Origin of the sequence: Alicycliphilus denitrificans K601 (assembly GCF_000204645.1) — a bacterium.
GTDB lineage: Bacteria > Pseudomonadota > Gammaproteobacteria > Burkholderiales > Burkholderiaceae_C > Alicycliphilus > Alicycliphilus denitrificans.
In genome coordinates this window covers 1287886-1313124 of the sequence record NC_015422.1, presented here as the reverse complement: position 1 = coordinate 1313124, position 25239 = coordinate 1287886, and the positions used below count along the sequence as shown (strand labels likewise).

At 70.6% G+C, this 25239-nt stretch carries 20 protein-coding genes; 6 read left to right on the top strand and 14 right to left on the bottom strand.

Annotated elements, in window-relative coordinates; genetic code table 11:
• Positions 1 to 131: 131 nt before the first annotated feature.
• The 3 genes from yaaA to queF are packed head-to-tail and all read left to right on the top strand — an operon-like array spanning position 132 to position 2657.
• On the top strand, positions 132 to 905 hold the full coding sequence (gene yaaA, locus ALIDE2_RS06235; RefSeq protein WP_013520000.1) for a peroxide stress protein YaaA: 774 nt from the start codon (positions 132 to 134) through the stop codon (positions 903 to 905).
• Positions 902 to 1756 carry a 2OG-Fe(II) oxygenase gene (locus ALIDE2_RS06230; protein WP_013520001.1) on the top strand — a complete coding sequence of 285 codons (855 nt, stop codon included), beginning with the start codon at positions 902 to 904 and terminating at the stop codon, positions 1754 to 1756. Before yaaA ends, ALIDE2_RS06230 begins: the two co-directional genes overlap by 4 nt.
• 55 nt (positions 1757 to 1811) lie before the next feature.
• Positions 1812 to 2657: an NADPH-dependent 7-cyano-7-deazaguanine reductase QueF gene (queF, locus tag ALIDE2_RS06225; RefSeq protein ID WP_013520002.1), complete on the top strand. Its 846-nt coding sequence runs from the start codon at positions 1812 to 1814 to the stop codon at positions 2655 to 2657.
• A 29-nt stretch (positions 2658 to 2686) separates the two neighbouring features.
• Here the strand turns inward: queF and ALIDE2_RS06220 are convergent, their stop codons facing one another.
• From ALIDE2_RS06220 to ALIDE2_RS06210, 3 genes are all read right to left on the bottom strand, one after another.
• The gene (locus ALIDE2_RS06220) at positions 2687 to 4249 is read right to left on the bottom strand and encodes a methyl-accepting chemotaxis protein (protein ID WP_013520003.1); all 1563 of its coding nucleotides are present in this window, start codon (positions 4247 to 4249) and stop codon (positions 2687 to 2689) included.
• A gap of 161 nt (positions 4250 to 4410) precedes the next feature.
• A complete protein-coding gene (dinB, locus tag ALIDE2_RS06215; RefSeq protein WP_013520004.1) occupies positions 4411 to 5604 on the bottom strand; it encodes a DNA polymerase IV in 1194 nt (397 codons plus the stop codon).
• Positions 5605 to 5679: 75 nt separating this feature from the next.
• Positions 5680 to 6573 carry a LysR family transcriptional regulator gene (locus ALIDE2_RS06210; RefSeq protein WP_013520005.1) on the bottom strand — a complete coding sequence of 298 codons (894 nt, stop codon included), beginning with the start codon at positions 6571 to 6573 and terminating at the stop codon, positions 5680 to 5682.
• 138 nt (positions 6574 to 6711) lie between these two features.
• On the opposite strand from ALIDE2_RS06210, the gene ALIDE2_RS06205 reads away from it, so the two are divergent.
• From ALIDE2_RS06205 to ALIDE2_RS06195, 3 genes are read left to right on the top strand one after another with little or no spacing between them, the layout of a single operon-like run.
• Positions 6712 to 7680 carry a tripartite tricarboxylate transporter substrate binding protein gene (locus ALIDE2_RS06205; protein ID WP_013721645.1) on the top strand — a complete coding sequence of 323 codons (969 nt, stop codon included), beginning with the start codon at positions 6712 to 6714 and terminating at the stop codon, positions 7678 to 7680.
• A gap of 30 nt (positions 7681 to 7710) precedes the next feature.
• Complete coding sequence (locus tag ALIDE2_RS06200; protein ID WP_013520007.1) at positions 7711 to 8937, top strand: CaiB/BaiF CoA transferase family protein; 1227 nt, start codon at positions 7711 to 7713, stop codon at positions 8935 to 8937.
• Positions 8938 to 8973: 36 nt separating this feature from the next.
• Positions 8974 to 10812, top strand: coding sequence for an acyl-CoA dehydrogenase family protein (locus ALIDE2_RS06195; protein WP_013721644.1), 1839 nt, complete (start codon positions 8974 to 8976; stop codon positions 10810 to 10812).
• Between the two features lie 12 nt (positions 10813 to 10824).
• Here the strand turns inward: ALIDE2_RS06195 and ALIDE2_RS06190 are convergent, their stop codons facing one another.
• The 11 genes from ALIDE2_RS06190 to ALIDE2_RS06140 all read right to left on the bottom strand — a co-directional run bounded on the left by ALIDE2_RS06190 (position 10825) and on the right by ALIDE2_RS06140 (position 25200).
• Positions 10825 to 11757 (bottom strand): DMT family transporter, encoded by a 933-nt coding sequence (locus ALIDE2_RS06190; protein ID WP_013520009.1) that lies wholly within the window; start codon positions 11755 to 11757, stop codon positions 10825 to 10827.
• 172 nt (positions 11758 to 11929) lie between these two features.
• Positions 11930 to 13102, bottom strand: a complete 1173-nt coding sequence (locus tag ALIDE2_RS06185) for an alpha-hydroxy acid oxidase (protein ID WP_013520010.1) — start codon at positions 13100 to 13102, stop codon at positions 11930 to 11932.
• A gap of 92 nt (positions 13103 to 13194) precedes the next feature.
• Entirely contained in the window at positions 13195 to 13701 is a 507-nt protein-coding gene (yfiB, locus tag ALIDE2_RS06180; RefSeq protein ID WP_238530107.1) for an outer membrane lipoprotein YfiB, read from the bottom strand.
• 5 nt (positions 13702 to 13706) lie between these two features.
• The gene (gene dgcN / locus ALIDE2_RS06175) at positions 13707 to 14939 is read right to left on the bottom strand and encodes a diguanylate cyclase DgcN/YfiN (RefSeq protein ID WP_013721643.1); all 1233 of its coding nucleotides are present in this window, start codon (positions 14937 to 14939) and stop codon (positions 13707 to 13709) included.
• 20 nt (positions 14940 to 14959) lie between these two features.
• Positions 14960 to 15481, bottom strand: a complete 522-nt coding sequence (gene yfiR, locus ALIDE2_RS06170; RefSeq protein ID WP_013520013.1) for a regulatory sequestration protein YfiR — start codon at positions 15479 to 15481, stop codon at positions 14960 to 14962.
• Positions 15482 to 15545: 64 nt separating this feature from the next.
• Positions 15546 to 17711: a penicillin-binding protein 1C gene (pbpC, locus tag ALIDE2_RS06165; protein ID WP_013721642.1), complete on the bottom strand. Its 2166-nt coding sequence runs from the start codon at positions 17709 to 17711 to the stop codon at positions 15546 to 15548.
• Positions 17711 to 18592 carry a methylglyoxal synthase gene (locus tag ALIDE2_RS06160; RefSeq protein WP_013520015.1) on the bottom strand — a complete coding sequence of 294 codons (882 nt, stop codon included), beginning with the start codon at positions 18590 to 18592 and terminating at the stop codon, positions 17711 to 17713. The genes pbpC and ALIDE2_RS06160 overlap by 1 nt, the downstream gene beginning before the upstream one ends.
• 324 nt (positions 18593 to 18916) lie before the next feature.
• Positions 18917 to 20164 (bottom strand): CoA transferase, encoded by a 1248-nt coding sequence (locus tag ALIDE2_RS06155; protein WP_013520016.1) that lies wholly within the window; start codon positions 20162 to 20164, stop codon positions 18917 to 18919.
• 133 nt (positions 20165 to 20297) lie between these two features.
• Entirely contained in the window at positions 20298 to 21947 is a 1650-nt protein-coding gene (locus tag ALIDE2_RS06150) for an acyl-CoA dehydrogenase family protein (RefSeq protein ID WP_013721641.1), read from the bottom strand.
• Positions 21944 to 24043 (bottom strand): acetate--CoA ligase family protein, encoded by a 2100-nt coding sequence (locus tag ALIDE2_RS06145; RefSeq protein WP_013721640.1) that lies wholly within the window; start codon positions 24041 to 24043, stop codon positions 21944 to 21946. Before ALIDE2_RS06145 ends, ALIDE2_RS06150 begins: the two co-directional genes overlap by 4 nt.
• Positions 24043 to 25200, bottom strand: a complete 1158-nt coding sequence (locus tag ALIDE2_RS06140) for an acyl-CoA dehydrogenase family protein (RefSeq protein ID WP_013520019.1) — start codon at positions 25198 to 25200, stop codon at positions 24043 to 24045. Before ALIDE2_RS06140 ends, ALIDE2_RS06145 begins: the two co-directional genes overlap by 1 nt.
• Positions 25201 to 25239: the final 39 nt, after the last annotated feature.

Genomic DNA, 25239 nt, shown 5'->3' with positions numbered 1-25239 from the left:
CATGGCACCGGGGGCGACAGCCCCCGGTTTTGTTTCAACATCAAAAAACAGAGCTGCCAGCGCTTGATATGCAAGGGCTAGAGGCCGATTTGGCTTGAAGGCTTAAAGACTGGCAGCCTGTGGAGTCACGCATGCTGTTCGTGCTATCGCCCGCCAAGTCGCTGGACTACGACACGCCCCTGCCCGAGGGCCTGCCGCACACGCGGCCCGCCTTCGTGCCCGAGGCCGGGCGCCTGATCGAGGTGCTGCGCACGCAGTCGCCGCAGCAGATCGCCTCGCTCATGTCCATCAGCGACCCGCTGGCCGCGCTCAACGTGGCGCGCTACGCCACGTGGCGGCCGCGCTTTTCCGCCGCCAACTCCCGCCAGGCCGTGATGGCCTTCAACGGCGACGTGTACGAGGGGCTGCAGGCACGCACGCTCTCGGCCGAGGACCTGGCGTGGGCGCAGCAGCACCTGGCGATCCTGAGCGGCCTGTACGGCGTGCTGCGCCCGCTGGACCTGATGCAGCCCTACCGCCTGGAGATGGGCACGCGCCTGGCGACCGACGCGGGCGCCAACCTCTACCAGTTCTGGGGCACGCGCATCGCCGGGCACCTGAACCAGCGGCTTGCGCCCGAGCCCTCGCCCGTGGTGGTGAACCTGGCCTCGCAGGAGTACTTCAAGTCCGTGAACCGCAAGGCGCTCAAGGCGCGCGTGGTCGAATGCGTGTTCGAGGACTACAAGAACGGGGCGTACAGGATCATCAGCTTCCACGCCAAGCGCGCGCGCGGGCTCATGGCGCGCTATGCCATACAACGGCGCGCTACAACCCCGCGCCAGTTGGAGGGCTTCGACCTCGAAGGCTATGCTTTCCACCCCGGGGCCTCCGCGCCCGACCGCCTGGTGTTCAGACGCACGCCATGACCGACAGACAGACCATCACCCCCGCGCTGCGCCAGTGGATCATCGACCAGGCCGGAACCGGCATCGCCGCGCCCGCGCTCATCGATGCCATGGGCCAGGTCGGCTGGGCGGAGGATGTCGCCGTCCGGGCCGTCGAGGAGGTGCTGCGTGCTCATCTGGGCGAGGCGGCGCGGGCGCAGGGCCTGCCGCCCGCCGTGCCCGTGCCCGAGCCACCCCTCGCCGACTCGCCGCTGTTCATCGACGCGGGCGACCGCCGGGTCGAGGTGCTGATGGCCATGGCCAACCCGCGCGTGGTGCTGTTCGGCAACCTGCTCTCGCCCGAGGAATGCCAGGCCGTCATCGAGGCCGCGCGCACGCGCATGGCGCGCTCGCTCACCGTGCAGGCCGCCAGCGGCGGCGAGGAGGTGAACAAGGACCGCACCAGCGACGGCATGTTCTTCCAGCGCGGCGAGAACGAGGCCGTGGCCCGGCTGGAGGAACGCATCGCACGCCTGGTGCGCTGGCCGGTCGAGAACGGCGAGGGCCTGCAGGTGCTGCACTACCGCCCCGGCGCCGAGTACAAGCCGCACTACGACTACTTCGACCCCGCCGAGCCCGGCACGCCCAGGCTCCTGAGGCGCGGCGGCCAGCGCGTGGCCACGCTGGTCATCTACCTGAACGACCCCGTCAGGGGTGGCGGCACCACCTTCCCCGACGTGCCGCTGGAGATCGGCCCGCGCCAGGGCAACGCCGTGTTCTTCAGCTACGGCCGCGCCCACCCCAGCTCGCGCACGCTGCACGGCGGCGCCCCCGTGATCGAGGGCGAGAAGTGGATCGCCACCAAGTGGCTGCGCGAGCGGGAATTCAAGTGAAATCGGCCTTCAAGGCTTACCAGGCAAGCGCGACAAGCTATCAAATGAGAAACCCATGACCACGCCGGAACAATCCCAGCTCGGCAGGGCATCCGCCTACGCCGACCAGTACGACGCATCGCTGCTGTTCCCGCTACCGCGCGCGCCCAAGCGCGCCGAGATCGGCATCGCGGGCGACCCGCCCTTCTTCGGCGCCGACCTGTGGACGGCCTACGAGCTGTCGTGGCTGAACTCGCGCGGCAAGCCCCAGGTGGCTATCGCCCACATCACCGTGCCCTGCGAAACGCCGAACATCGTGGAGAGCAAGTCGCTCAAGCTCTACCTCAACAGTTTCAACAGCACGCGCTTCGCGAGCCTGGACGAGGTACGCGCGCGCATCCGCCAGGACCTGAGCGAGGCCGCATGGCGCGGCGCCTCCATCACAGGCACCGTGGGCGTGCGCCTCGTCACGCCCGACCTGTTCGCGCAGGAGCGCGTGCACGAGCAGGATGGCCTGCTGCTCGACCGCCTGGACATCGAATGCACGCGGTACCAGCCCGCGCCCGAGCTGCTCAAGGCCAACCACGACGAGGCCCCCGTGACCGAGACGCTGGTGAGCCACCTGCTCAAGAGCAACTGCCTGGTCACGGGCCAGCCCGACTGGGGCAGCGTGCAGATCGCCTACAGCGGCGCGCAGATCGACCAGGAGGGGCTGCTGCAGTACATCGTGAGCTTCCGCGGCCACAACGAATTCCACGAGCAGTGCGTGGAGCGCATCTTCATGGACGTCTGGCAGCGCTGCCGCCCCATCAAGCTGGCCGTGTACGCGCGCTACACGCGCCGCGGCGGGCTGGACATCAACCCCCTGCGCACCAGCCACCCGCAGCCCATGCCGGCGAACGTGCGCACGGCGCGGCAGTAGCGCGCACCAGCCGGCGGGCAGCCGCCCTGTCAGCGCATCTGGAAGACGTCCAGCGTGCGGCCCAGGATGCCCGCGTTGCCGCTCATCGCTCGCGCCGACGCGGCCGACTGCTCGACCAGCGCGACGTTCTGCTGGGTCATGCGGTCCAGGTCCACGACGGCGTCGTTGACCTGGCCTATGCCCGTGGCCTGCTCGCGCGTGGTCGCCTCCATCTGCTCCATCAGCTGGCTCACGTGGCCGACCGACTCCACCACCTGCACGATGGTCTGGCCGGCCCCGTGCATCTGCTGCACGCAGCGCGTGATGCTGGCGTTGGATTGGCCGATCAGCCCCCGGATCTCGCCCGCCGCCTGGGCGCTGCGCTGCGCCAGCGCGCGCACCTCGCCCGCGACAACGGCAAAGCCCCGGCCCTGCTCGCCGGCGCGCGCGGCCTCGACGGCGGCATTGAGCGCCAGGATGTTGGTCTGGAACGCGATGCTTTCGATGGTGGCGATGATCTGCCCCATCTGGCGCGAGGACTGCTCCATCGCCTGAACCACGTCGCCCACCTCGGTCATGGCCTGGCCGCCGCGCTGCGCCAGCTGGGCGCTGTGGGCGCTGCGCTCCAGCACCTGCCGTGCCGACTCGGACGACTGGCGCACCGTGCTGGCCAGTTCCTCCATCGCGGCCGCCGTTTCCTCCAGGTTGCTGGCCTGCGCTTCGGAGCGCGCCGACAGGTTCTGCGCGCCGGTGGCGATCTCCGAGGAGATGGAGCCGAACTGGGCGATCTCGCTGCGCGCATCGCCGACCACGGCGCGCAGGTTGATCTGGATCTGGTGCAGGCTCTCCAGCAGCAGCCCCAGCGGATGGCGGCCAGCGACCTGGACGCTGGGGGTGTGCAGATTGCAGCAGGCCAGGTCGCGGGCCAGGCGCTGGGCATCGCCGATGGCGGTGGTGATGCGCCGATGGAAGCACCAGAGAATGCCTCCCGCCATGGCCAGCAGCAGCACGGCCTGTACGACCGCCGCCTGCATGCCGCCCCAGCCCAGCAGGGCGGGCGCCAGCGCCACGGCCAGCAGCGGCACCAGCAGGGCCGCCAGGCGCAGGGTGAAGCCGGCGCGCTGCAGCTTGCCCAGTTGGTTGCGCCAGCCCAGGGGCCGGATCTGGCCGCCATGCAGCACGAAGGTGGGGCGCCCGGCCTCGCGCTCGCTGCGGATGCGGGCGTACAGCGCCTCGGCAGCGCGCACCTCTTCGCGCGTGGGCTTCTCGCGCACCGACATGTAGCCCTGGGGCTTGCCGTCCACCATGATGGGCGTGACGTTGGCGCGTACCCAGTAGCAGTCGCCGTTCTTGCGCCGGTTCTTCACCAGGCCGCTCCAGGGCCGCCCATGGCCGATCGTGGCCCACAGATCCTTGTAAGCCTCGGGCGGCATATCGGGGTGGCGGACCAAGTTGTGCGGCTGCCCCAGCAGCTCGTCGATGTCGTAGCCGCTGACCCTGGCGAACGCCGCATTGCAATGGGTCATGAGTCCACGCTTGTCGGTGGTGGACATCAGCAGCTCTTCTGCCGGGAAATCGTATTCGTTGTCGGTCACCGGATCGTTGATGCGCATGGCAATGGCGGCAGAGGACGGCAGAGGGCGGCACAGCCCCGCAACTGAACGGTCACCAGCGGAGCGTGCCGATTGATAGGATGAATCCAGTATAGGAAGCCGTAATGAATTATTACAGGCGTTTCTGTTGTTTTTGACTCAAGTCAACGCAAGAACGGGCGTCAAAGCAACAGGGGCTCTTCCGTCTCCCCCTCGCCCGCCTGCGCGCCGCCGTCGTCCGGCTGCAGCTTGCCCACGCGCACGCCCAGGAGGCGCAGGCGCTTGGTCAGCGGCACGCGCTTCAGGCACTGGCCGGCCGCGCGGCGTATCGTGGCCGCGTCCCGCGTGGGCTGGTCTATGGTCTGGTCGCGCGTGGCGGTCTGGAAGTCGGCATAGCGCAGCTTGATGCCTATGGTGCGCCCCTTGTAGCCCTTGGCGGCCAGATCCTGCGCCACCTGCTGGCACAGGGTGGTGAAGATCTCCCCGAGCAGCGCCTTGTCGCTCACCGCGTGCAGGTCGCGCTCGAAGGTGGTCTCGCGGCTCATGCTCACCGGCTCGCTCTCGGTCACCACAGGGCGCTCGTCGCGGCCCCAGGCTGCGTCGTGCAGCCAGGCGCCGCTGGCCTTGCCGAAGTGCGCCACCAGCCAGTCGCGCGGGCGCGCGGCCAGGTCGCCGATGGTATGGATGCCGTGCGCCTGCAGCCTGTCGTTGGTCTTGGGGCCTATGCCGTTGATCTTGCGGCAGGCCAGCGGCCAGATGCGCGCCTGCAGGTCCCCGGGCTGCACGATGGAGATGCCATTGGGCTTGTCGAACTCGCTGGCCATCTTGGCGATGAGCTTGTTGGGCGCCACGCCGATGGAGCAGGTCAGGCCCGTGGCATCGTGGATGCTTTTCTGGATCAGCCGCGCCAGCACCCGCCCGCCCTCGCGCTGGCCGCCGGGTACCTGCGTGAAGTCGATGTAGACCTCGTCCACGCCCCGGTCCTCCATCACCGGGGCGATGGACAGGATGACCTCCTTGAAGCGCCGCGAATAGCGCCGGTATTCGGCAAAGTCCACCGGCAGCAGGATGGCCTCGGGGCACAGGCGCGCGGCCTTCATCAGCCCCATGGCGGAGCCCACGCCGAACTGCCGCGCGGCATAGGTGGCGGTGGTGATCACGCCGCGGCCCACGTAGTCCTTCAGGCGCGGGAACGCAGCCGGTGGAATCTCGGCCAGGCGCCCCGCATAGGCGGCGGCCAGTGCGTCGTCGTGCTGCCGGCGCCCGCCGCCTATGACCACGGGCAGGCCGGTGAGCTGGGGGTAGCGAAGCAGTTCGACGGACGCGTAGAACGCATCCATGTCGAGGTGGGCGATGCGGCGGGGCTGGGCAATCATGGCCGCGGGATCATGGGGCTTCGGGAACAAGGAATCTGGCACGTAGTACGCAACCGGGAGCTATGGAAAGGCGCATCATGATGCGCCTTCTTTCAATTGCAGCGCCATTTCCGCCAGCAAGGGGCGGATCAGGCTTTCGTGGTCCTCCCCGCGCCAGGCCCCTATGAGCTCCGAATCGACGCGGGTGCCGGCCAGGGGGCGGAACTGCAGGCCATCGATCGCCACGCGGCCAACGGACCGGGGCACGATGGCCACGCCAAAACCCGCCGCCACCAGCGACGCTACCGTGGCGTTGGCGCGCACCTCGTAGCGCACCTGCGGCGTGAACCCCGCCGCCACGCACATGGCGATGATGCGGTCGTGGTACTCGGGCGAGAAATGGCGCGGAAAGAGCACGAAGGATTCGTCCTTCAATGCCCGCAGGCGGATCTCCTTCCTGCCCGCCAGCGGATGGGAGGCCGGCAGGGCGCAGACGAAGGGCTCGCGGTACAGCACCTGGGCATGCAGGCCCTCAGGAATGGAGCGCGGGTGCAGGATGCCGAAATCTATCTGCTCGCGCTGCAATGCGTCGATCTGCTCGAAGCTGTTGAGCTCGTGCACCGTCATGAGCAGGCCCGGACGCTCCAGATCGAACCGCCGCAGCACCGAGGCCATGGGCGTGAGCAGCGCCGCCCCCACGAACCCGATGCGCAGGCTGCCTGCCTCGCCCCGCGCGGCGCGGCCACCCAATGCCTGGGCCTGGTCGGCAAGGCTGAGGATGCGGCAGGCCTCGCGGTAGAAGACCTTGCCAGCCGCCGTCAGCTCCACCGCGCGGGTGCTGCGGCGCAGCAAGGCGTAGCCCAGCGATTCCTCCAGCCGGGCGATGTTGAAGCTCAGCGGCGGCTGCGAGATGGCCAGCCGCTGCGCGGCCTTACCGAAGTGCAGCTCCTCGGCCACGGCCACGAAGTAGCGCAGCTGTCTCAGTTCCATGCTTGTCCCGCCCCGGCTTATTGATATACGAATTAGATAAATAACAAGAAAAAATGTATTGGACGGTATGGATCACGTCAAGAAGAATCAACTCCGGACGCAAGATCCACACACACACACACCATCAGGAGACAAGACATGGACATCAAGCAAATGCTGCTGGGCGCAGCCCTGACCGCCCCGCTCGCCACCGCCGCCTGGGCCCAGGATTACCCGCGACAGCCGATACGCCTCGTGGTGCCGTACGCGGCGGGCGGTATGACGGACGTGGTGGCGCGCATCGTGGGGCAAAGGCTCGGCGACAGCCTGGGCCAGCCGGTGGTGGTGGAGAACAAGCCCGGCGCCTCCACCATCACCGGGGCCGACTTCGTGGCCGGCTCCAGGCCCGACGGCTACACCCTACTCGCGGCCACAAACGCCACGCTGTCCGCCAACCCCTGGCTGTACAAGAACCTGCGCTACGACGCGGTCAAGAGCTTCAACCCCATCGCGCTGGTGGCGATGGCACCCAGCGTCATCGTGCTCAACCCCAAGGTGCCCGCCAGCACCCTGGCCGAACTGGTGCAGCTGGCCAAGGGCAAGCCAGGCAGCCTGAGCTATGCCTCGTACGGCAATGGATCGAGCGCCCACCTGGCCGGCGAGCTACTGCGCACGCGCGCCGGCATCGACGTGCTGCACGTGCCCTACAAGGGCAGCGCACCGGCCAAGGCGGCCACCATCACGGGCGAGGTGTCGATGACGTTCGAGCCCGCCTTCACCGGCGCGCCGCTGATCAAGGGCGGCCAGCTCAAGGCCGTGGCGGTGATGGGCAGCAAGCGCTCCGACGCCCTGCCCGACGTGCCCACCGTGGCCGAGGTGGGCTACCCTGGCATGGAGATGCAGGCCTGGGTGGGCTTCGTGGCGCCCGCCGGGGTGCCGCAGCCGGTGCTCGCCAGGCTGGCCGAAGAGATCAAGAAGATCATGGCCGCCCCCGAGGTGCAGAAGCAATTGGTCAGCAGCGGCGCCGAGCCCGTGGGCTACTACCTGGGCGACTTCGCCGCCTACCTGAAGGACGAGAGCGCCAAGTACAAGGCCGTGATCGAGGAAGCCCGCATCAAGGCCGAATGACGGCGGCCCCCGCAGCGAACCACCCATACCATGAGCGACAAACCACTGCAAAAGTACCGCGTGCTGGACATGACCCGGGTGCTGGCCGGCCCCTGGTGCACGCAGAACCTGGCCGACCTGGGCGCCGAAGTCATCAAGGTGGAGCGTCCCCGCCTGGGCGACGAGACCCGCGGCTGGGGCCCGCCCTGGATGCCGGCCGCCGCGGACAGCGAACGGCGCGATTCGGCCTATTTCGGCTCCGCCAACCGCGGCAAGAAATCGGTCACCATCGACTTCACCACCGCGCAGGGCCAGGCGCTGGTCAAGGACCTGGTGCGGCAATGCGACGTGCTGGTGGAGAACTACAAGGCCGGCACCCTGGCGCGCTACGGCCTGGGGTACGACGATCTCAAGGCCATCCACCCGGGCCTGGTGTACTGCTCCGTCACCGGCTTCGGGCACACCGGCCCGTACAGCCACAAGCCGGGCTACGACTTCGTGTTCCAGGCCATGAGCGGGCTCATGAGCATCACCGGCGAGCGCGACGACCTGCCCGGCGGCGGCCCGCAGAAGGTGGGCATCGCCGTGGCCGACATCACCACCGGCATGTACGCCACCGTGGCGGTGCTGGCGGCGCTGCTGTGGCGCGAGGGCAGCGGCCAGGGCCAGCACCTGGACATGGCGCTGCTGGACTGCGCCATGGCCTTCAACAGCAACCAGGCGGTGAACTACATGGCCTCCGGCAAGCTGCCGCGCCGCTACGGCAACGCCCATTCCAACGCCGTGCCCTACCAGGTGTTCGACACGCGGGACGGGCAGATCGTGGTGGCCGTGGGCAACGACGCGCTGTTCGCCGCCTACTGCCAGGCCATCGGCCGCCCCGACCTGGGCGCGGACGCGCGCTTTGCCAAGGTCTCGGGGCGGCTGCAGAACCGCGACGCGCTGCTGCCCGAGCTCTGCCGCGCCATGGCCGGCCAGGCCAGCGCCGAATGGCTGGCCCGGCTGGACGCGGCCGGCGTGCCCTGCGCGCCCATCAACGACTTCGAGCAGGCGTTGGCCGACCCGCAGGTGCGGGCGCGCGGCATCGAGACCCCGATCACGCTGCACGACGGCGCCACCTTCCGCGCCATTGCCAGCCCGCTGCGTTTTTCCGCCACGCCCCTGGATTACCCCGCCGGCCCGCCCACCCTGGGCCAGCACACCGACGCCGTGCTGCGCGAGCGCCTTGGCCTGACCCCGCAGCAGCAGGCCGCGCTGCGCGCGTCCGGGGTCATCTGAAGCCCTGTCCACCCTCTATCACAAGGAGATTCCGCCATGACCTTCCTGCCCCGCTACAGCGCCTTCGCCAAGCCGCGGCCAGCCACGTCCCGGCAAAGCTCGGACAAGCTGGCGTCCGACTGCGCCGGCCTGGATTTCTTCGAGATCGACCCCGGCCTGCAGCAGCTGCTGCCGCTGTACGTGCCGCAGGCCGAGCTGCAGTACTTCCTGCCGCACCTCAAGCGCCTGGGCCAGCTGGCGGGCGGGCGCCTGAACGAGCTGGCCACCGTGGCCGACAAGCACGGCCCGGTGCTGCATGCGCGCTCGCGCTGGGGCGAGGACGAGGACTGGGTGGAGTACCACCCCGCCTACCAGGAGATGGAGCACATCGCGTTCGAGCAGTTCCAGTTCCACGCCATGACGCACCGGCCCGGCGCCATGGGCTATCCCGGCACCCTGTCGCCCGTCACCAAGTACGCGTTCCAGTACCTGTTCGTGCAGTCCGAGTTCGGGCAGATGTGCCCGATCAGCGTCACCGACACCTCCATCCACCTGATACGCAAGTTCGGCAGCGAGGAGCTCAAGGCGCGCCTGCTGCCGCGCATGCTGGCCGAGAAGCTGGAAGACCTGTGGAAGGGCACCCAGTTCATGACCGAGAAGGCCGGCGGCTCCGACGTCGGCCAGGTGGAGACCACCGCCCGGCTGATCGACGGCCAGTGGCATCTGTTTGGCGAGAAATGGTTCTCCTCGCACGTGGACGCGGATGTGGCGCTCATCCTGGCGCGCCCCGAAAACGCCCCCGCCGGCACGCGCGGCCTGGCCCTGTTCGCCATGCCGCGCCAGCGCGAGGACGGCAGCCGCAACAGCTACCGCATCGTGCGGCTCAAGGACAAGCTCGGCACCCGCAGCATGGCCAGCGGCGAGCTGCGCATCGAAGGCGCCTTCGCCTACCTGGTGGGCGACCCCACCCGGGGCTTGAAGCAGATGATGGAGCAGGTCAACCTCTCGCGGCTGTCGCACGCGGTGCGCGCCGCCGCCATGATGCGCCGCTGCCTCAACGAGGCCCTGCAGGCCGCGAGCAACCGCCACGCCTTCGGCCAGCGGGTGATGGACTACCCGCTGATGCAGCGCCAGCTGCTGAAGATCATGGTGCCCACCGAAGCCGCCCTGTCCGTGACGCTGGCCACCGCGGACATGATGGCCAAGGGCTACGCGGGCGACAAGCAGGCCGCGGCCGCGCTGCGGCTGCTCACGCCGCTGCTCAAGCTGCGCACCTGCCGGGACAACATCACCGTGGCCACGGGCGCCATGGAAGTGCGCGGCGGCAACGGCTACATCGAGGACTTCGTGAACGCGCGCCTGGTGCGGGACGCGCACATCGGCGTCCTGTGGGAAGGCACGAGCAACATCAACGCGCTGGACGCCATCGGCCGCGCCGTGCGCAAGGACCGCGCCCACCTGGCCCTGCAGGCCGTGCTGCGCGAGAAACTGCATGGCGTGCAGCACAGCGCGCCGGACATGGCGCGCCAGTTGGGCCATGCGCTGGACCAGGCCATCGCCCTGGCCGAAACCGTGGCCACCCGCCCCGAGTTCGAGAACGAAACCCGCCGCGCGGCCTCCGCCGTGTACTACGCCGCCGCCGCCGTCCTGCTGGCCTGGGAGGCCACGCAGCCCGGCGTGGACGGCCGGCGGCTGCTGCTGGCCGACGCCGTGCTGCGTACCCACCTGCTTGCCGCAGACCCCATGGCGGCCCCCAGCACCCTGACGCACCCACGCGAGGCCGCCCTGCTGGGCAGCGCCAGGCTCAGCCTCCAGGAAGCCCGGGAATTCCTGGCCCCGGCGCAGCGCACAGCCACGGCGCCAGCGGCCGCCGCGCAGCCGGAACTGGTGGGCTGAACCGCATGCCGCTCAGACACCCTGCAGGCAAATGAGCACCAGCCCCGCCAGCATCAGCGCCATGCCGGCCTTCTCGGGCCGGGTGAAGGATTCGCTGAGCAGGCGGCGCGACACCAGGTAGCTGAACACCACCTCCACCATGCCCAGGGTGCGCACCGGCCCCGCGCCCTGCATGGCATAGGCGGTGAACCAGGCCAGCGACGCGGCCGCGCCCATGCTGCCGGCCAGCAGCGACAGGCGCCAGGCGGGCCACAGCGGCGCCAAGCCCTTTTCGGACGTGAACGCCACCCAGGCGCCCAGGCCCAGCGTCTGCAGCGCCTGCGCGATCAGCACGCCCCAGGCGCCCGAGAGCCACGGCGTCTCGGCCCCCAGGGCCAGCGCGCCGCCGCGAAAGCCCACGCTGGCAATGGCGAAGCTGCCGCCGCAGGCCAGGCCATACAGCGCCGGGCGGCTCAGCCAAGCCGACGGCGACCACAGCTGCCCGCGCGGCGGCAGCGACAGCAGCAGCACGCCCAGCGTGGCCACCGCCATGGCCAGCAGCGCCAGCGGCGTGGGCAGCTCGTGCAGGAAGATGCTGGCGAACAGCGCCACCTGCAGCACCTCGGTCTTGGTCAGGGTGACGGCCACGGCGAAGTTGCGCCCGGCCATGGCCAGCAGCAGGAACGCCGTGCCCGCGATCTGGAAGAACGCGCCCAGGGCGATCCAACCCAGGTAGGCGGCCGTGAAGCGCGGCCAGGCCGGCGCCTGCGCGGGCCACCAGTACAGCAGCGCCAGCCAGGCGGCGGCAAACGGCAGGCCATAGAGAAAGCGCACCAGCGTGGCGGGCAGCGTGCCCAGCTCCTGGGTCAGCGTGCGCTGGGCGGTGTTGCGCAGGGTCTGTGCGAAGGCGGCGAACAGCACCACCGGCACCCAGAGCCAGGCGAGCGTATCAGGGGGAAGGGACATGAAAGGGCGACATGGCAGCGGCCCCGCAGCATAGCCAGCGCCGCCGGCGCCGGGCCGCAGCCATTGGCGAGGGCCGCCCGTGCGCATGGCGATGGCCCATGCGACATTTCAGTCAAAAAGGCCTCCAGCGCTTATCAGGCAAGCGCTGACAGCTATCGAAACGCAAGCAGGCTCAGGCCTGCGGCGCCGTGGGGTAGGTGCCGGGGACGAGGATGGAGCGGTCCACGTTCTGGAGGTTGGTGTGGCCGCAAAAGGCCATGCTCACGTCCAGCTCCTTGTGGATGATTTGCAGCGCCTTGGTCACGCCGGCCTCGCCGAAGGCGCCCAGGCCGTAGACCATGGCGCGGCCGATCATGGTGCCGCGCGCGCCCAGGGCCCAGGCCTTGAGCACGTCCTGGCCGCTGCGGATGCCGCCGTCCATCCACACCTCGATCCTGTCGCCCACGGCATCGACGATGGCCGGCAGCGCGCGGATGGAGGATGGGGCGCCGTCGAGCTGGCGCCCCCCATGGTTGCTGACCACGATGGCATCGGCGCCGTTCTGCACGGCCAGCACCGCGTCCTCCACTTCCATGATGCCCTTGAGGATGAGCTTGCCGCCCCACTGCTGCTTGACCCAGCGCACGTCCTCCCAGGACAGGCGCGGGTCGAACTGCTCGTTGGTCCAGGCGGCCAGCGAGTTCATGTCGGACACGCCCTTCACATGGCCCACGAGGTTGCGGAAGGTGCGGCGCTTCGTGCCAGCCATACCCAGACACCAGCGCGGCTTGGTCATGAGGTTGACGATGTTGGCCAGCGTGGGCCGGGGCGGCGCGGTCAGGCCGTTCTTGATGTCCTTGTGGCGCTGGCCTATCACCTGCAGGTCGAGCGTGAGCACCAGGGCGCTGCACTTGGCGTCCCGGGCGCGCCCGATCATGCGCGCCATGGCCTCGCGGTCGCGCATCATGTACAGCTGGAACCAGAACGGCGCGCTGGTGTTCTCGGCGATGTCCTCGATGGAGCAGATGCTCATGGTCGAGAGCGTGAACGGAATGCCGAACTTCTCGGCCGCGCGCGCGGCGTGGATCTCGCCGTCGGCATGCTGCATGCCGGTCAGGCCCACGGGCGCGATGCACACGGGCATCTTGACCTGCTGCCCCACCATGGTGGTGGCGGTGCTGCGACCCTCCATGTTCACGGCCACGCGTTGGCGCAGCTTGATGCCGTGGAAGTCCGCCTCGTTGGCGCGGTAGGTGCCCTCGGTCCATGAGCCCGAGTCGCAATAGTCGTAGAACATGCGCGGCACGCGGCACTCAGCGACCACGCGCAGGTCTTCGATACAGGTGATTTTGGAAAGATCGGCCACGGCTGTCCCCCGGTGTTTTCGACAAGCCGTGCATCGTAGTGCCAGGCGCCTTCGGCCGGCTTGAAGGCTTTTGCGCGGCCCGTGAATTTTTTTTACTGAACGGGGACGATCAGCGCCACGCGCCGGTTTTCCTGGCGCGCGGCCTCGCTGGTGCCGATGACCAGCGGGCGGCTCGCGCCGTAGCCGCGGATGTCGATGCGCTCGCGCGGGATGCCCGCCTCGGCCAGCACCTGGGCCACCGCCTGCGCGCGGCGCAGCGACAGACGTTCGTTGTAGTCGGGCGAGCCCTGGTCGTCGGCATGCCCTTCCACGCGCAGCGCGCGCACGCCCACGCCGACCAGCGCATGGCCCATGCGCACCAGCATCTCGCGGCGCTCGCCGGTCATGGCGTCGGAGTTGAAGTCGAACAGCAGCTTGCCGGACATCTGCAGCTCCCAGCCGTCGCCGGTCTGCACGAAGCCCTGCTCGCGCAGCACCTGGGCGCGGCGCGCGGCCTGCGCGTCGGCAGCCGCGGGCGGCGGGCTCTGGCATGCGCCCAGGGCCAGCGCGGCGAAGCACAGCCACAGCAGGCGCAGGAAAAAACGGGAAGGGATTGGCATCGTCATCATCTCTGTGCTCTCTCGTACACGTCCGTCGTCCGCCGGCCCCGGCGGGCTTTCACTTCGTACATGGCGGCGTCGGCGCTGTGCAGCAGCGACTCCATGTCGCCGCCCTGCTGCGGGAACACGGCCACGCCCGCGCTCATCTGCGGCCGCAGCACGCCGCCGCTCTCCAGCACCAGCGGCTCGCGCATGGCGGCCGCCACGCGGCCAGCCAGGGCCTGCGCGTCGGCCTGCGTGGCCGGAGGCGCCATGACCACCGCGAACTCGTCGCCGCCCAGGCGCGCGGCCACGTCGCCCGCGCGCACCTGCGCCTGCAAGCGGCGCGCCACCTCGATCAGCAGCGCGTCGCCCGCAGCATGGCCGTGGGTGTCGTTGACCTGCTTGAAGCGGTCGCAGTCGATGAACAGCAGCGCCATGGCCTGGCCGGCGCCGCGCGCCCGCGCGATGGCCGCCTGCAGGTGCTGCTCGAAGCTGGCGCGGTTGGGCAGGCCGGTCAGGCTGTCGTGCAACGCGCGCTGCTGCAGCTCGGCGTTCTTCTGCTGCAGCAGCGCCTCGCGGTCCTCCAGCTCGCCCAGCAGGGCGTTGAAGTCGTCGCCCAGCTCGCGCAGCTCGGCCAGCCGCGCCGGCGGCACGCGCAGGCCGGTGGCGCGCTCGCGCCGCACCGCGCGCGCCACCTGCGCCAGCGCCTGCAGCGGCGTGACCATGTCGCGCAGCATGCGCCGCGCGAGCAGCAGGCCCACCGCGCCGCTGACGGCCGTGCAGGCGAGTAGCGCCACCAGACCGGTGAGCACGAAGTTCAGCAGCGCCTGGCCGTCGCCGCGCAGCTCCACCGTGCCCATGGGCGCGCCTTCATACCGGATGTGCGCCACCGCCGGGGCCAGCAGCGCCAGCCGCGCCAGCGCCTGCCCCGTGCGCGCGCGCAGACCGGGCGCGGCGCCCTGCCACTGCGCGAACACGGCGCCCTCGGCGTCGCGCACCACGGCACGGGCCACGCCCTCGCGCGCGAGCATGCGCGCCAGGGCCTGGCCAGCCTCCTCCGCGTCCTTGAAAACCACCGCCGCCTCGACCGTGTAGGCGACGGAGCGCGCCATCAGCTGCAGGTTGTTTTCCAGGTGCACGCGCAGCGCCACCAGCCCCGCAAGCAGCAGCAGCGACCCCGCCAGCGCCATCGCCATCAGCGCCATGCCCAGGTGCGCGCGGCGCACCACGCCGCGCAAAGAGGAGGACCTTCCCACCGCCCTGCTCCGCTGATCCATCAGGCGCCGCCCTTGCGCCGCGCCAACTGCAGCACGCGCGGGTTCACGCGCACGCCGCTGCGCGCCACGGAGTCGAGGTTGGTCTCGAAGGCCACGCCGCCCTCGCGCACGTCCAGGCAGAACATGCAGCCGATCAGGCACAGCTCCTGCCGCTCGCTGATGGACAGGAGCGGCTGCGATTCGAGCCGCGCGCGCAGCTGGCGCCACGCGGCGTCGTCCAGCATGCCGGCGTAGACGCCGTCGCACTGCGACAGCAGCTCGGAGTCGTCCAGCCGCATGCGGCGCACCTGCACGCGGCGGTCGCCGGGCAGCAGGCCGCCCTTGAGCAGCTCGTCCGCGTATTCGGTGGGGCCGACGACGCACAGGCGCACCGTCTGCGGCGCGGAGGGCCAGCGCGTGTAGCCCAGGATGCCCAGCACCGTCTTGGCCACGGCCTGCGACTTTTCGTCGGTGACGATCTCCTGCGCGCGCGCCGCGCCCGCGGCCAGCCACAGCGCGCACAGCGCCGCCAGGGCACGCATGAAGAGTGGGTGAATCGGCACGCCGCGGTCTTTCGAAACAAAAGGAAACAGTGTAGCGGCCACGCTATTCCCGGGCGCGCACGCCCGCGCCGCGCACCTCGATCGGGATCTGGTCCAGCACCCTGCCGCGCGCGTCCAGCAGCTCCACGCAGTGGCGGCCGGGCCAGGGCAGCCACGCCCACTGCGCGCCCTGCCCGGCCGGCTTGCCGTCGATGCGCCAGAGCACGGCGGCGCTGTCGGCCTCGAAGCGCAGGCGCTGGTGCGCGGGCGGTATGTCGGGGTCCAGCGCGACGATGGTGCCCGGCGCGGGCGCGAGGATGCGTGCCGTAGGTTTCAAGTCTTTTTGACCCTCAGCGCTTTCCTGGTAATCGCTTTCAGCTATTTTATCAATAGCAAACAGCGCCTGCTGCGTGCCGCGCAGGAACCATTCGTCGCGCGCGCTTTCCAGCCGGCCGCCGTCGGGCGCGGGCCCGTAGCGCACCGCCTGCCGCGCCACGCCTTCGGGCGGCCGGGGCGCGCGGCTGGGCGTGCCGCGGTGCAGCCAGCCCATCACGTCGGCCCAGATGGGCGCGGCGCCGCTGGTGCCGCTCACGTCGTGCATGGCCGCGCCGCCGGCGTTGCCCACCCATACGCCCACGGTGTAGCGCCGCGACCAGCCCACGGCCCAGTTGTCGCGCATGTCCTTGCTGGTGCCGGTCTTCACGGCCGTCCAGAAGCGCGTAGCGAGCACGCTGTCGGTGCCAAAGGTGGGCGCGCGGGCGTTCGCGTCCGACAGGATGTCGCCCACGATGAAGGCAGCCCCCGCGTCCAGCGCCTGCGTGAACGCCGGGCGCGGCGTGGCGGCGAAGGCCACGGGGCTGGCCCGCCCGCCGTTGGCGAGCGCGCGGTAGGCGTTCGTGAGGTGCAAAAGGGGCACCTCGCTGCTGCCCAGCGCGAGGCTGTAGCCGTAGTAGCCGCCCGATTCGGCGAGCGGCAACCCCAGCGCGCGCAGTTGCGCGAAGAACGCATCGGGCGTGACCATGACCAGCGTGCGCACCGCCGGCACGTTGAGCGAGGCCGCCAGCGCCTGGCGCACCGACACCCAGCCCTTGAACTGCCGGTCGTAGTTCTGCGGTATGTACAGGCCGCCGGCGGTGGGGATCTGCGCGGGCGAGTCGTGCAGCAGCGATGCCGCGGTGAGCCGCCGCTGCCCGATGGCCTGCGCGTACAGGAAGGGCTTGAGCGTGGAGCCGGGCTGGCGCGCGGCCAGCACGCCATCCACCTCGGCGGCCTGGCTCAGGGGGCCGGACGAACCCACCCAGGCCAGCACCTCGCCCGTGGCGTTGTCCAGCACCACCAGCGCGCCATCCTCCACGTTGCGCCCGCGCAGCTCGCGCAGGTGGCGCGTGAGCGTTTCCACCGCCACGCGCTGCAGCGGCGCGCTGACCGTGGAGCGCACGCGCTCGCCGGGCGGCACCCTGCGCAGCAACTGGCGCGCGAAGTGCGGCGCGATGCCCTCGCTGGCATCGAACGCGCGGCGCTGCAGGGCGGCGGCGGTGAACAGATCGAGCGCATCGCAATGGGCCTGCCTGCGCATCTCGCGCAGCACGCCGCAGGCGCGCCGGGCGACCCGCGCGGGCGCGGCATTGGGCGCGCGCACCAGCACGGCGGCCACCGCAGCCTCGCGCTCGTCGAGCCCGTGCGCGGCCTTGCCGAACAGCGTGCGCGCGAGCGCATCGATGCCCACGATCTCACCGCGAAACGGCACGAGGTTCAGGTACGCCTCCAGGATCTGGTCCTTACGCCAGCGCCGGTCGAGCACCTGCGCGGCCACGGCCTGGCCAAGCTTCTGCGTAACCGTGCGCCCGCCGGGGCCCTGGCGCCAGTCGCCATCGAGCAGGCCCGCCAGCTGCATGGTGATGGTGGAGGCGCCGCGCGTGCGCTGGTTCCACAGGTTGGCCCAGGCGGCGGCGGAGACGGCGGCCCAGTCCACGCCGCTGTGCTCGTAGAAGCGCTTGTCCTCGCTGAGCACCAGCGCCGTGCGCAGCGCGGGGGACACGTCGGCCAGCGGCAGCCACTGGCCGCGGCGCACCGTGGCGTCGGTGCGCAGGCGCTGGATCACCTCGCCCTCGCGCGAGAGCACCAGCGTCTCGGACGGACGGAAGTCCGCGCGCACCTCGTCGAACGTGGGCAGCGCCAGCGCTGGCAGTGCCGCCAGGGCCAGCCAGGCGGCGATGAGCGCGCGCCGCATCAGCGCCCGGCGCGCGAACCACGCAAACGAGCGGCGTCGCACCAGCGCTGCGCCACCACTGGCGAGGTAGTGCACACCGCGTCGTGCGTGGCGGTGGTCACGGCGCGCTCCAGCAGCTGGATGTCGGCCTCGTGCTGGCGCGCGACGTGCGGATCCTCGAAGAAGATGGCGCGGCGGCAGCGGCGCTCCAGCACCAGGTCGGCGATCTGCGCATCGCCGCCCAGCGGGCCGCTGTTGAAGCGCTGCACCCAGGGCTCGCCGGCGGGCCAGCCGCGGCTCCAGGCCATCTCGTTGAGGCGCTGGCCCGTGGTGCCCGTGCCCACGCGACAGCCGAAGCGCGAGAGCAGGTCGAAGTTGCGCGCGGCGAAATCCAGCATGGCGCCCTTCATCGCGTCGTGCGCGATCAGCGCCAGCGTCTGCGCTTCGTAGTCATGGAAGCGGTCGGCATGGCGGTCGGGCGGCAGGCCCGAGTGGATGCGCTCCATCTCCACCCAGTCGCGCGCACTGGCCACGGTGGACAGGAACGGCTTGCCATGGATCACGCACTGGCGCTTGAGCGCGAGCGCCTCGGGGAAGATGGACGAGGGGTCCACCGGGTCGATGAGGTAGATGGCGCCGTCGAGCGTGCGCCCCGGCTCCGGCATGCCCACCACCTCGGCCACGAGCTTCATCAGCCCACCCTCACGCCCGTAGGGGTAGCGCACCAGCGGCGCGTAGCCGCGCAGCATGCCCGCCGCGGCGATCGCGTCGTGCGTGCGGCCCACGGCGTGCAGGCCGAGCCGGAGTTCACGAATGCCCGCCTCGCAGGCGCGCAGGAAAGCGAACAGCGCGGCATCTTCTGACTGGTGGTGCAGGCGGTTGGCGGCAAGGCCCATGAGCATGTGCGGCAGCTTTCTGTGGAAGGTCAATGAAAGCGCCCATCGTAAACGCAGCCGGCACCCGGTGGCGCCTGTCCATTAACGCCCCCACAGCCCCCCAAGGGCCCGGCATTGCAGAGGAAGCCCGGCCCAATGCGCAGGCTCATGGACTGCGATGCCGTGCCACACTTGGGGCTCACGTCCGGTCAAGACCTGCGTGCCACTATAGGCTTGGTGTGTGACGCTGGCATGACTGTCCGGGGCCCCGAGCCACCACCTCATGCGGCGCCTGGCCGGCCCGGTCCAGCGCTGTCCCGGCGTCCGGATTCCATACCGCAAGCACCCATCTCACACCCGCGAAGGATCGCGCTCGGGGCCTGCCACGATGCCGGCGTCGTGCAGGCGGCCGATCACGCCGGAATCGAGGCCCAGCACTTCGTGCAGCACCTGGTCGGTATCCGTCCCCAGCAGCGGCGCCGGGGACGTCGGCTGGCGCGGGAGGCCGGCTGCGCGGACGACTGCACCGGCGGCCAGGTGCGTGCCGATGCCCGGCGTGTCGATGCGCTCGAACACCGGATTGGCGACGCTCGCGCGCGCATCGGCGGCGAGCAGTTCGGTGACCGTGTTGTAGCGGCCCCAGCAGACCTTGTGGCGCGTGAGCTCGGCTTCCGCCTGCGCGCGCGTGCGCGCCGTGAACCACGGTTCGACCAGCGCGGCGATCTCGGCGCGCGCCTCGAAGCGCTGCGCCTCGTCGCGGAATTCAAGGCCCAGGCGCTGCTCGAGCGCCGCGATCGCGTCGGCGATGCCGCACGCCTGCACCAGCGCATCCCACTGGTTGATCGAGATCGCCGCCACCATGATGCGGCCACCGTCGCTGGTGCCGAAATCGCGGCCGAACGCGCCGTACAGATCGTTACCGATCGAGGGCCGGTCCTGGTGCAGCAACTCGGCCTCGCCCATGACGCCGAGGTGCGACAGGGCCGTGAACGCGACGTCCGACAGCGCGATGCGCAGCTGTGCGCCTTCGCCGCACGTTGCGCGGCGGCTGACGGCGGCGACGATCGCGAACGCCGCTTGGTACGCGCAGGCCATGTCCCAGGCGGGCAGCACGTGATTGACGGGGTGCTGCACCGAGCCGCCGCCGGTGACCGCCGGATAGCCGGTCGCGCAATTGACGGTGTAATCGAGCGCTGTCGATCCGTCGCTGTTGCCTTCGATCGTGCACGTGATGACGTCGGCGCGCTTCGCCGCGAGCACTTCGTGCGCAAGCCAGGGCGTGCCGATGTTGGTCAGCAGCACGCCGCCGCGCGGCCCTGGCGCGGTCGCGAGCGCCTGCACCAGCTCGCGCCCTTGCGGCCGGCGCAGGTCGATCGCGATCGAGCGCTTGCCCTTGTTCAGCGCGGTCCAGTACAAGCTGCGGCCGCGCCCATCGGCCTGCGGCATGCGCGGCATGCGGCCGTAGTCGATCCCGCCGCCGATCATGTCCACGCGGATCACTTCGGCGCCGTACTGCGACAGCGTGAGGCCGGCCAGCGGCGCGGCGATGAACGCGGAGCTTTCGATGACGCGTAGGTTGTCGAGGAAGGGGTAGGTCACGGAACTGCCTTTCGTCAATGCGTTACGCCAGGTCCCGGCAGAACGCCTCTGCCGGGCGGTCGGGTGGGAGGGTCCGGCCTTCGGCGCGGTGCGCGCGAAGCGCACGGGACTCGTTCGGTATGGACCCCATTCTTCAGCGCTTCTCCAGCGCCTGCTCCAGCAGGCTGCGCGCGATCACCTTCAGCGCCAGCGTCTCCTCGGCGCCCTCGAAGATCGACAGAACGCGCGCGTCGACGAAGTAGCGGCTCACGGCCGTTTCCTCCGCATAGCCCATGCCGCCGTGGATCTGCAACGCCTCGCGCGTGACCAGCTCCGCCGAGCGGCACGCCAGCAGCTTCACCAGGCTCGCCTCCATGCGGCCGCCGCCCGCATCGAGCAGGCGCGCAACGTCGTAGGCGAGCCAGCGGCAGGCGACGAAGCGCGCCGCCATGGCCGCGATCTTCACCTGAGTGAGCTGGTACGAGACGAGCGGCGCGCCGAACACCTGGCGGTCGCCGGCGTAGCGGATCGCCGCGCGCACCGCGGCCCGCATCACGCCCAGTGCACGGCCGGCCGTCTGCATGCGGCCGCCCATCATGCCGGTCATCGTGAAGTAAAACCCCTTGCCCAGGCCCGCGTCCCCGCCGACCAGGTTCTCGTCCGGCACGAAGAAGTTCTCGAACACGAGGTCGAACGAATGCATGCCGCGGTAGCCAATGGTCGGGATCGCGCGGCCGTGCAGCGTGCCGCCGCCCTCCTGCGCCACGGCGAACTCATGGCCCTCGAACGCGGGCTTCTCGACCAGCAGCAGGCTCAAACCGCGGTGGCCCGCCGCTTTGTCCGGATCGGTGCGCGCGACGACCATCAGCACGCCGGCCTTGCCGGCGAAGGTGCACCAGGTCTTCGCGCCATTCAGCAGCCAGCCGCCTTCGGCGCGCGTCGCCTTCAGCTGCAGGCCCGCGACGTCCGAGCCGAAGTCCGGCTCGGTCATCGCGATCGCGCACAGCGGCTCGCCCACGGCGAGCGCCGGCAGCCAGCGCCGCTTCTGCGCCTCGGTGCCGCCAGCCAGCAGCGCCCGCGCCAGGATCTCGGGCCGCGTGATGAGGCTTCCGGCCGCGCCGAGCGAGCCTTCCGACAGCGCCTCGGTGACGGCCACCATCATCTGCGTGTCGTCATGGCTGCCAGGCGCGGTACCGCCGTAGGCCTCCGGGATCGACAGGCCGAACACGCCCATCTCGCGCAGCGGCTGCAGCAGCGACTCGGGGACGATCTGGTCCTCACGGTGGATGCGCTCTGCGAGCGGCGCCACCGCCTCTGCGGCGAAGCGGCGGAAGCCGTCGCGCGCCATGACGATCCCGGCATCGAGCGGCACGTCGCCGAGTTCGCCATCGCCGGCGGCGACCGCCGCGCCGGCCTGCGCCTGCACCGCGGCGCTCGCCGCCTCGCGCCGGAACTGCGCGAGCTCGCCGCTCGCGGCCAGCGCGTGCAGCTCGCCCAGCTGCAGGTCCAGGCGCAGGTCGAGCAGCAGTGGCTCCAGCCGGCGCAGCACGGCGCCGAGCGCTTCGGCGACGAACACTCCCGCCAGCTTCGCGTCAAGGGCGTTGAGCCGCGCTCCAGCGAGGGTCTCGGCGGCCAGCAGGTCCGCGGCGGCCCACGCGATCTCGTAACTTGCGAACTGCTGCGCGTCCAGCTTGCGCGCATCGAGCTTGTCGCCTTCGGCGCATTCGCGCGCGAGTGCGGTGACCGCGCCGCCGAACAGCGCGCGCGTGCGCGCCAGCAGCGGACTCACGATGGCGGGCATCATGGCCGCCTCCGCAAAACCAGCGCGTCGACCGCGAGCACGCCCGCACCTTCCTTCATCACCATCAACGGATTCACTTCTGCCTCCACGACGCCCAGCTGCGGCTGCAGCGCCAGTTGCGACAAGGCCGACACGGCACGCGCGAGCGCATCGAGATCGCCACGCGGTCGTCCGCGCAGACCCGCCAGGGTCCGGAACGCCTTCACTTCCGCGATCATCTCACGCGCCGCCTCGACGGTCACCGGCGCGAGCCGCAGGGCGCGGTCGCGCGCCACCTCTGTCCACACGCCGCCGGCGGCCAGCATCACCAGCGGACCGGCATCGGGATCGACGCGATAGCCGACCAGCGCCTCCATGAGCCCGCTGCGCATCGTCTGCACGAGCACATCGCGGCACTCGATGCCGGGCGCGCGCTCGGCGAGGTTGCGACGCAGCGTCTCGAACGCGGCGTGCAGCCCGTCCTCGTCGCGGATGTCCAGCACCACGCCGCCGACCTCGGTCTTGTGGGGGATGCGCTCGTCGCAGACCTTCGCTACGACCGGGAATGCGAACGGCAGCGCGCGCGGCGGTTCGGCCAGCGGCATCTTCACGACCGGCGCATGCGGCACATCGAGCTTTTCCAGCAGACCGTAGGCGTCGGCCTCGCTGATGAACGCAGCCTCATCGCGCGCTGGCTGCGTGGCCGCGGCGGGCACCGCCGGCGATCGCCGCTGCAGCACCGCGGCGATCGCGTCGGCGCACGCCTCGGGCGAACGGAAGCACGGCACGCCATGCGCGGTGAGTTCCGCGAGCGCCTGCGGCGCATCGGGCACCAGCATCGCGGCCAGCGGCCTGGTCGCCGTGCACGCGGTGTCGATGACGGGCTTGACCGCCAGCTCCGGCTGGAAGCGCGCCGACGAGCCGACGACGGTGACGACGAGGTCGAACTCCGGCGCGTCCAGCAGAATCGCCAGCAACTGCCTCATGATCTCGTACTTCGCACCGGCCAGCGTCACGTCCAGCACGCGCCCCGGCGTGGCCGGCAGGTTGGCCGCCGCCAGGCGCGCCAGCGTCGCTGGCGAGGGCGGCTCGACGACGATGCCGCGGATGCCGAGCTGGTCGACCACCATCGCGGCACCGCCCCCGGTCGTGGTGACGATGCCGACGCGCGGCGGGCGCGCCGCGCCGGTAGCGCCGAGCGGGATGCGGCGCGCGAGCGCCGGGGCTTCCAGCAGCGCCTCCAGCACCCCCACGCGCGCGACGCCCAGGCCGCGCAGGAACGCGTCGGCCACATCGTCCTCGCCAGCGAGCGCGCCAGTATGCGTGGTCGCCATCTCCGCGGCCGCCTGCGAGCGCCCCAGCTTGTACGCGATCACCGGCTTGCCGCGGCGCGCCGCCTCTCGCGCGAACCGCTGCAGGTCAGCGCCGCGGCGCAGGCTTTCCAGGAACAGCAGGTAGCTGTCGATCTCCGGGTCGTCCAGCGTCGCGCTGCAGATCTCGCCCAGGCTCAGGTCGGCCTCGACGCCGACCGACACCATGCCGGCGAAGCCGACACCGCGCGCCTTGCCGCGCGACAGCAGCGCGCCGAGCATGCTGCCGCTGTGCGAGGCGACGAACACTTTGCCCGGCGGCAGCTCGCGCTCGGCGAATGCGGCGTTGGCCGTGAGCAGCAGGCCCGAGCCCGGATGCGCGACGCCCAGGCTTGCCGGACCGACCAGCCGCAGGCTGCTGGTACGCGCAAAGGCGCGCACCGCCTCCTCGCGCGCGACACCTTCCGGACCCGCCTCGGAAAAGCCGCCGGCCAGCACGGTGGCGACCTTGACGCCCAGGCGCTCGCATTCGCGCAGCGTGTCCAGCACGTGCTCGGTGGCAGTCATCACGAACACATGTTCGGGCACCTCGGGCAGCACCGCGAGGCTGGGCCACGCGCGCTCGCCCTGCACCGTCCCGCGCCGCGGGTTGATCGGATACACGGCGCCCGCGAACCCGGCCTGGCGCAGATAGCGCAGCGGACGCGCCGCCGGCTTGGCCGCATCGTCGGAAACGCCCACCAGCGCGACGCTGCGCGGGCGCAGCAGCACGCGCGCCAGCTCGGCCCCGCTCGCACGTCCGGCGGCCATCACGCCGCCATCCCCGGACGCTGCGAAAAGGTGCGCCCGAAGACACCCTCCGCGATCCGGTTCTTCAGGATCTCGATCGAGCCGCCTGCGATCATCCAGCCGCGCGTGCGGCGTACGCAGTATTCGACCAGCAGGTCCTGCGTGAAGCCCAGGCCGCCCATGACCTGCATGGCTTCATTGGAGACTTCCCAGCCTGCGAGGTTGCACGCGAGCTTGGCCATCGCCGTGCTCTGCGCCGACGGCAGCCCGTGCTCGCCTTCCATCGCCGCCTTGTACAGCAGCAGCTGCGCCTGTTCCAGCTTCATCGCCATTTCGGCGAACTTCCACTGGACGCCCTGGAACTCGGCGAGCGTGCGGCCGAACTGCTTGCGCTGCAGCGCGTGCTCGCGCGCCAGGTTGAAGCAATAGCGTCCGCAGGCCAGCGCGCGCGACGCGTTGCCCAGACGCTCGACGTTGAAGCCGGAGATCTGCTTCTTGAAGCCGCCGGCCCCCAGCAGCAGATTCCTCGCCGGGACGCGCACGTTGTCGAAATACAGCTGCCCCCACTGCTCGCCGTTCATGAAGCGGGTCGGCTGCCCGATCGAGAAGCCCGGCATGCCGCGCTCCAGCAGCACCGAGCCGATGCCGCCCACGCCGGGGCCGAACCGCACGTAGATCAGGAACAGGTCGGCTTCCAGGCCGTGCGAGGAGAACACCTTGGAGCCATTGATCACGTACTCGTCGCCTTCCTGGCGCGCCGTGGTCTTCAACTCGGTGACGGCCGAACCGGCCTCGGGCTCGCTCATGCCCAGGCAGATCAGCTTCTGGCCGGACAACAGGCCTGGCAGGAAACGCGCCTTCTGCTCGGGCGTCGCATACTCGACGAAGGTGCGGATCGGGCCGAAGTTGCCGACCTGCACGATGTCCGCGCTGCGCGGGCACGCCAGCGCCACCTGCTCGATCGCCAGCACCGCGTGCATCAGCGTTCCGCCCTGGCCGCCATCGGCTTGCGCAAACGCAATGCCCAGCAGGCCCTGCTCCGCGATCAGCTGGCCGGCCTCGTAATCCCACTCGTGCGAATGCGCGCGCCGCAGCGCCCCCGCGGCCAGCTTCTCGCGTGCGAAGCGCGCCACCGAATCGGCAAAGGCCTGTTGCTCTTCGCTCAGTTCAAAATCCATGTTGCAGTCCTGAAGGAAAGGCGCGTCGCCGCGCCGGGG

Excerpts from the sequence above, each read along its gene's own strand:
- yaaA (WP_013520000.1), top strand. The coding sequence starts at position 132 with ATGCTGTTCGTGCTATCGCCCGCCAAGTCGCTGGACTACGACACGCCC.
- ALIDE2_RS06230 (WP_013520001.1), top strand. The coding sequence starts at position 902 with ATGACCGACAGACAGACCATCACCCCCGCGCTGCGCCAGTGGATCATC.
- queF (WP_013520002.1), top strand. The coding sequence starts at position 1,812 with ATGACCACGCCGGAACAATCCCAGCTCGGCAGGGCATCCGCCTACGCC.
- ALIDE2_RS06220 (WP_013520003.1), bottom strand. The coding sequence starts at position 4,249 with ATGCGCATCAACGATCCGGTGACCGACAACGAATACGATTTCCCGGCA.
- dinB (WP_013520004.1), bottom strand. The coding sequence starts at position 5,604 with ATGATTGCCCAGCCCCGCCGCATCGCCCACCTCGACATGGATGCGTTC.
- ALIDE2_RS06210 (WP_013520005.1), bottom strand. The coding sequence starts at position 6,573 with ATGGAACTGAGACAGCTGCGCTACTTCGTGGCCGTGGCCGAGGAGCTG.
- ALIDE2_RS06205 (WP_013721645.1), top strand. The coding sequence starts at position 6,712 with ATGGACATCAAGCAAATGCTGCTGGGCGCAGCCCTGACCGCCCCGCTC.
- ALIDE2_RS06200 (WP_013520007.1), top strand. The coding sequence starts at position 7,711 with ATGAGCGACAAACCACTGCAAAAGTACCGCGTGCTGGACATGACCCGG.
- ALIDE2_RS06195 (WP_013721644.1), top strand. The coding sequence starts at position 8,974 with ATGACCTTCCTGCCCCGCTACAGCGCCTTCGCCAAGCCGCGGCCAGCC.
- ALIDE2_RS06190 (WP_013520009.1), bottom strand. The coding sequence starts at position 11,757 with ATGTCCCTTCCCCCTGATACGCTCGCCTGGCTCTGGGTGCCGGTGGTG.
- yfiB (WP_238530107.1), bottom strand. The coding sequence starts at position 13,701 with ATGCCAATCCCTTCCCGTTTTTTCCTGCGCCTGCTGTGGCTGTGCTTC.
- yfiR (WP_013520013.1), bottom strand. The coding sequence starts at position 15,481 with ATGCGTGCCCTGGCGGCGCTGTGCGCGCTGTGGCTGGCCGCGGGCGCG.
- pbpC (WP_013721642.1), bottom strand. The coding sequence starts at position 17,711 with ATGCGGCGCGCGCTCATCGCCGCCTGGCTGGCCCTGGCGGCACTGCCA.
- ALIDE2_RS06160 (WP_013520015.1), bottom strand. The coding sequence starts at position 18,592 with ATGCTCATGGGCCTTGCCGCCAACCGCCTGCACCACCAGTCAGAAGAT.
- ALIDE2_RS06150 (WP_013721641.1), bottom strand. The coding sequence starts at position 21,947 with ATGATGCCCGCCATCGTGAGTCCGCTGCTGGCGCGCACGCGCGCGCTG.
- ALIDE2_RS06145 (WP_013721640.1), bottom strand. The coding sequence starts at position 24,043 with ATGGCCGCCGGACGTGCGAGCGGGGCCGAGCTGGCGCGCGTGCTGCTG.
- ALIDE2_RS06140 (WP_013520019.1), bottom strand. The coding sequence starts at position 25,200 with ATGGATTTTGAACTGAGCGAAGAGCAACAGGCCTTTGCCGATTCGGTG.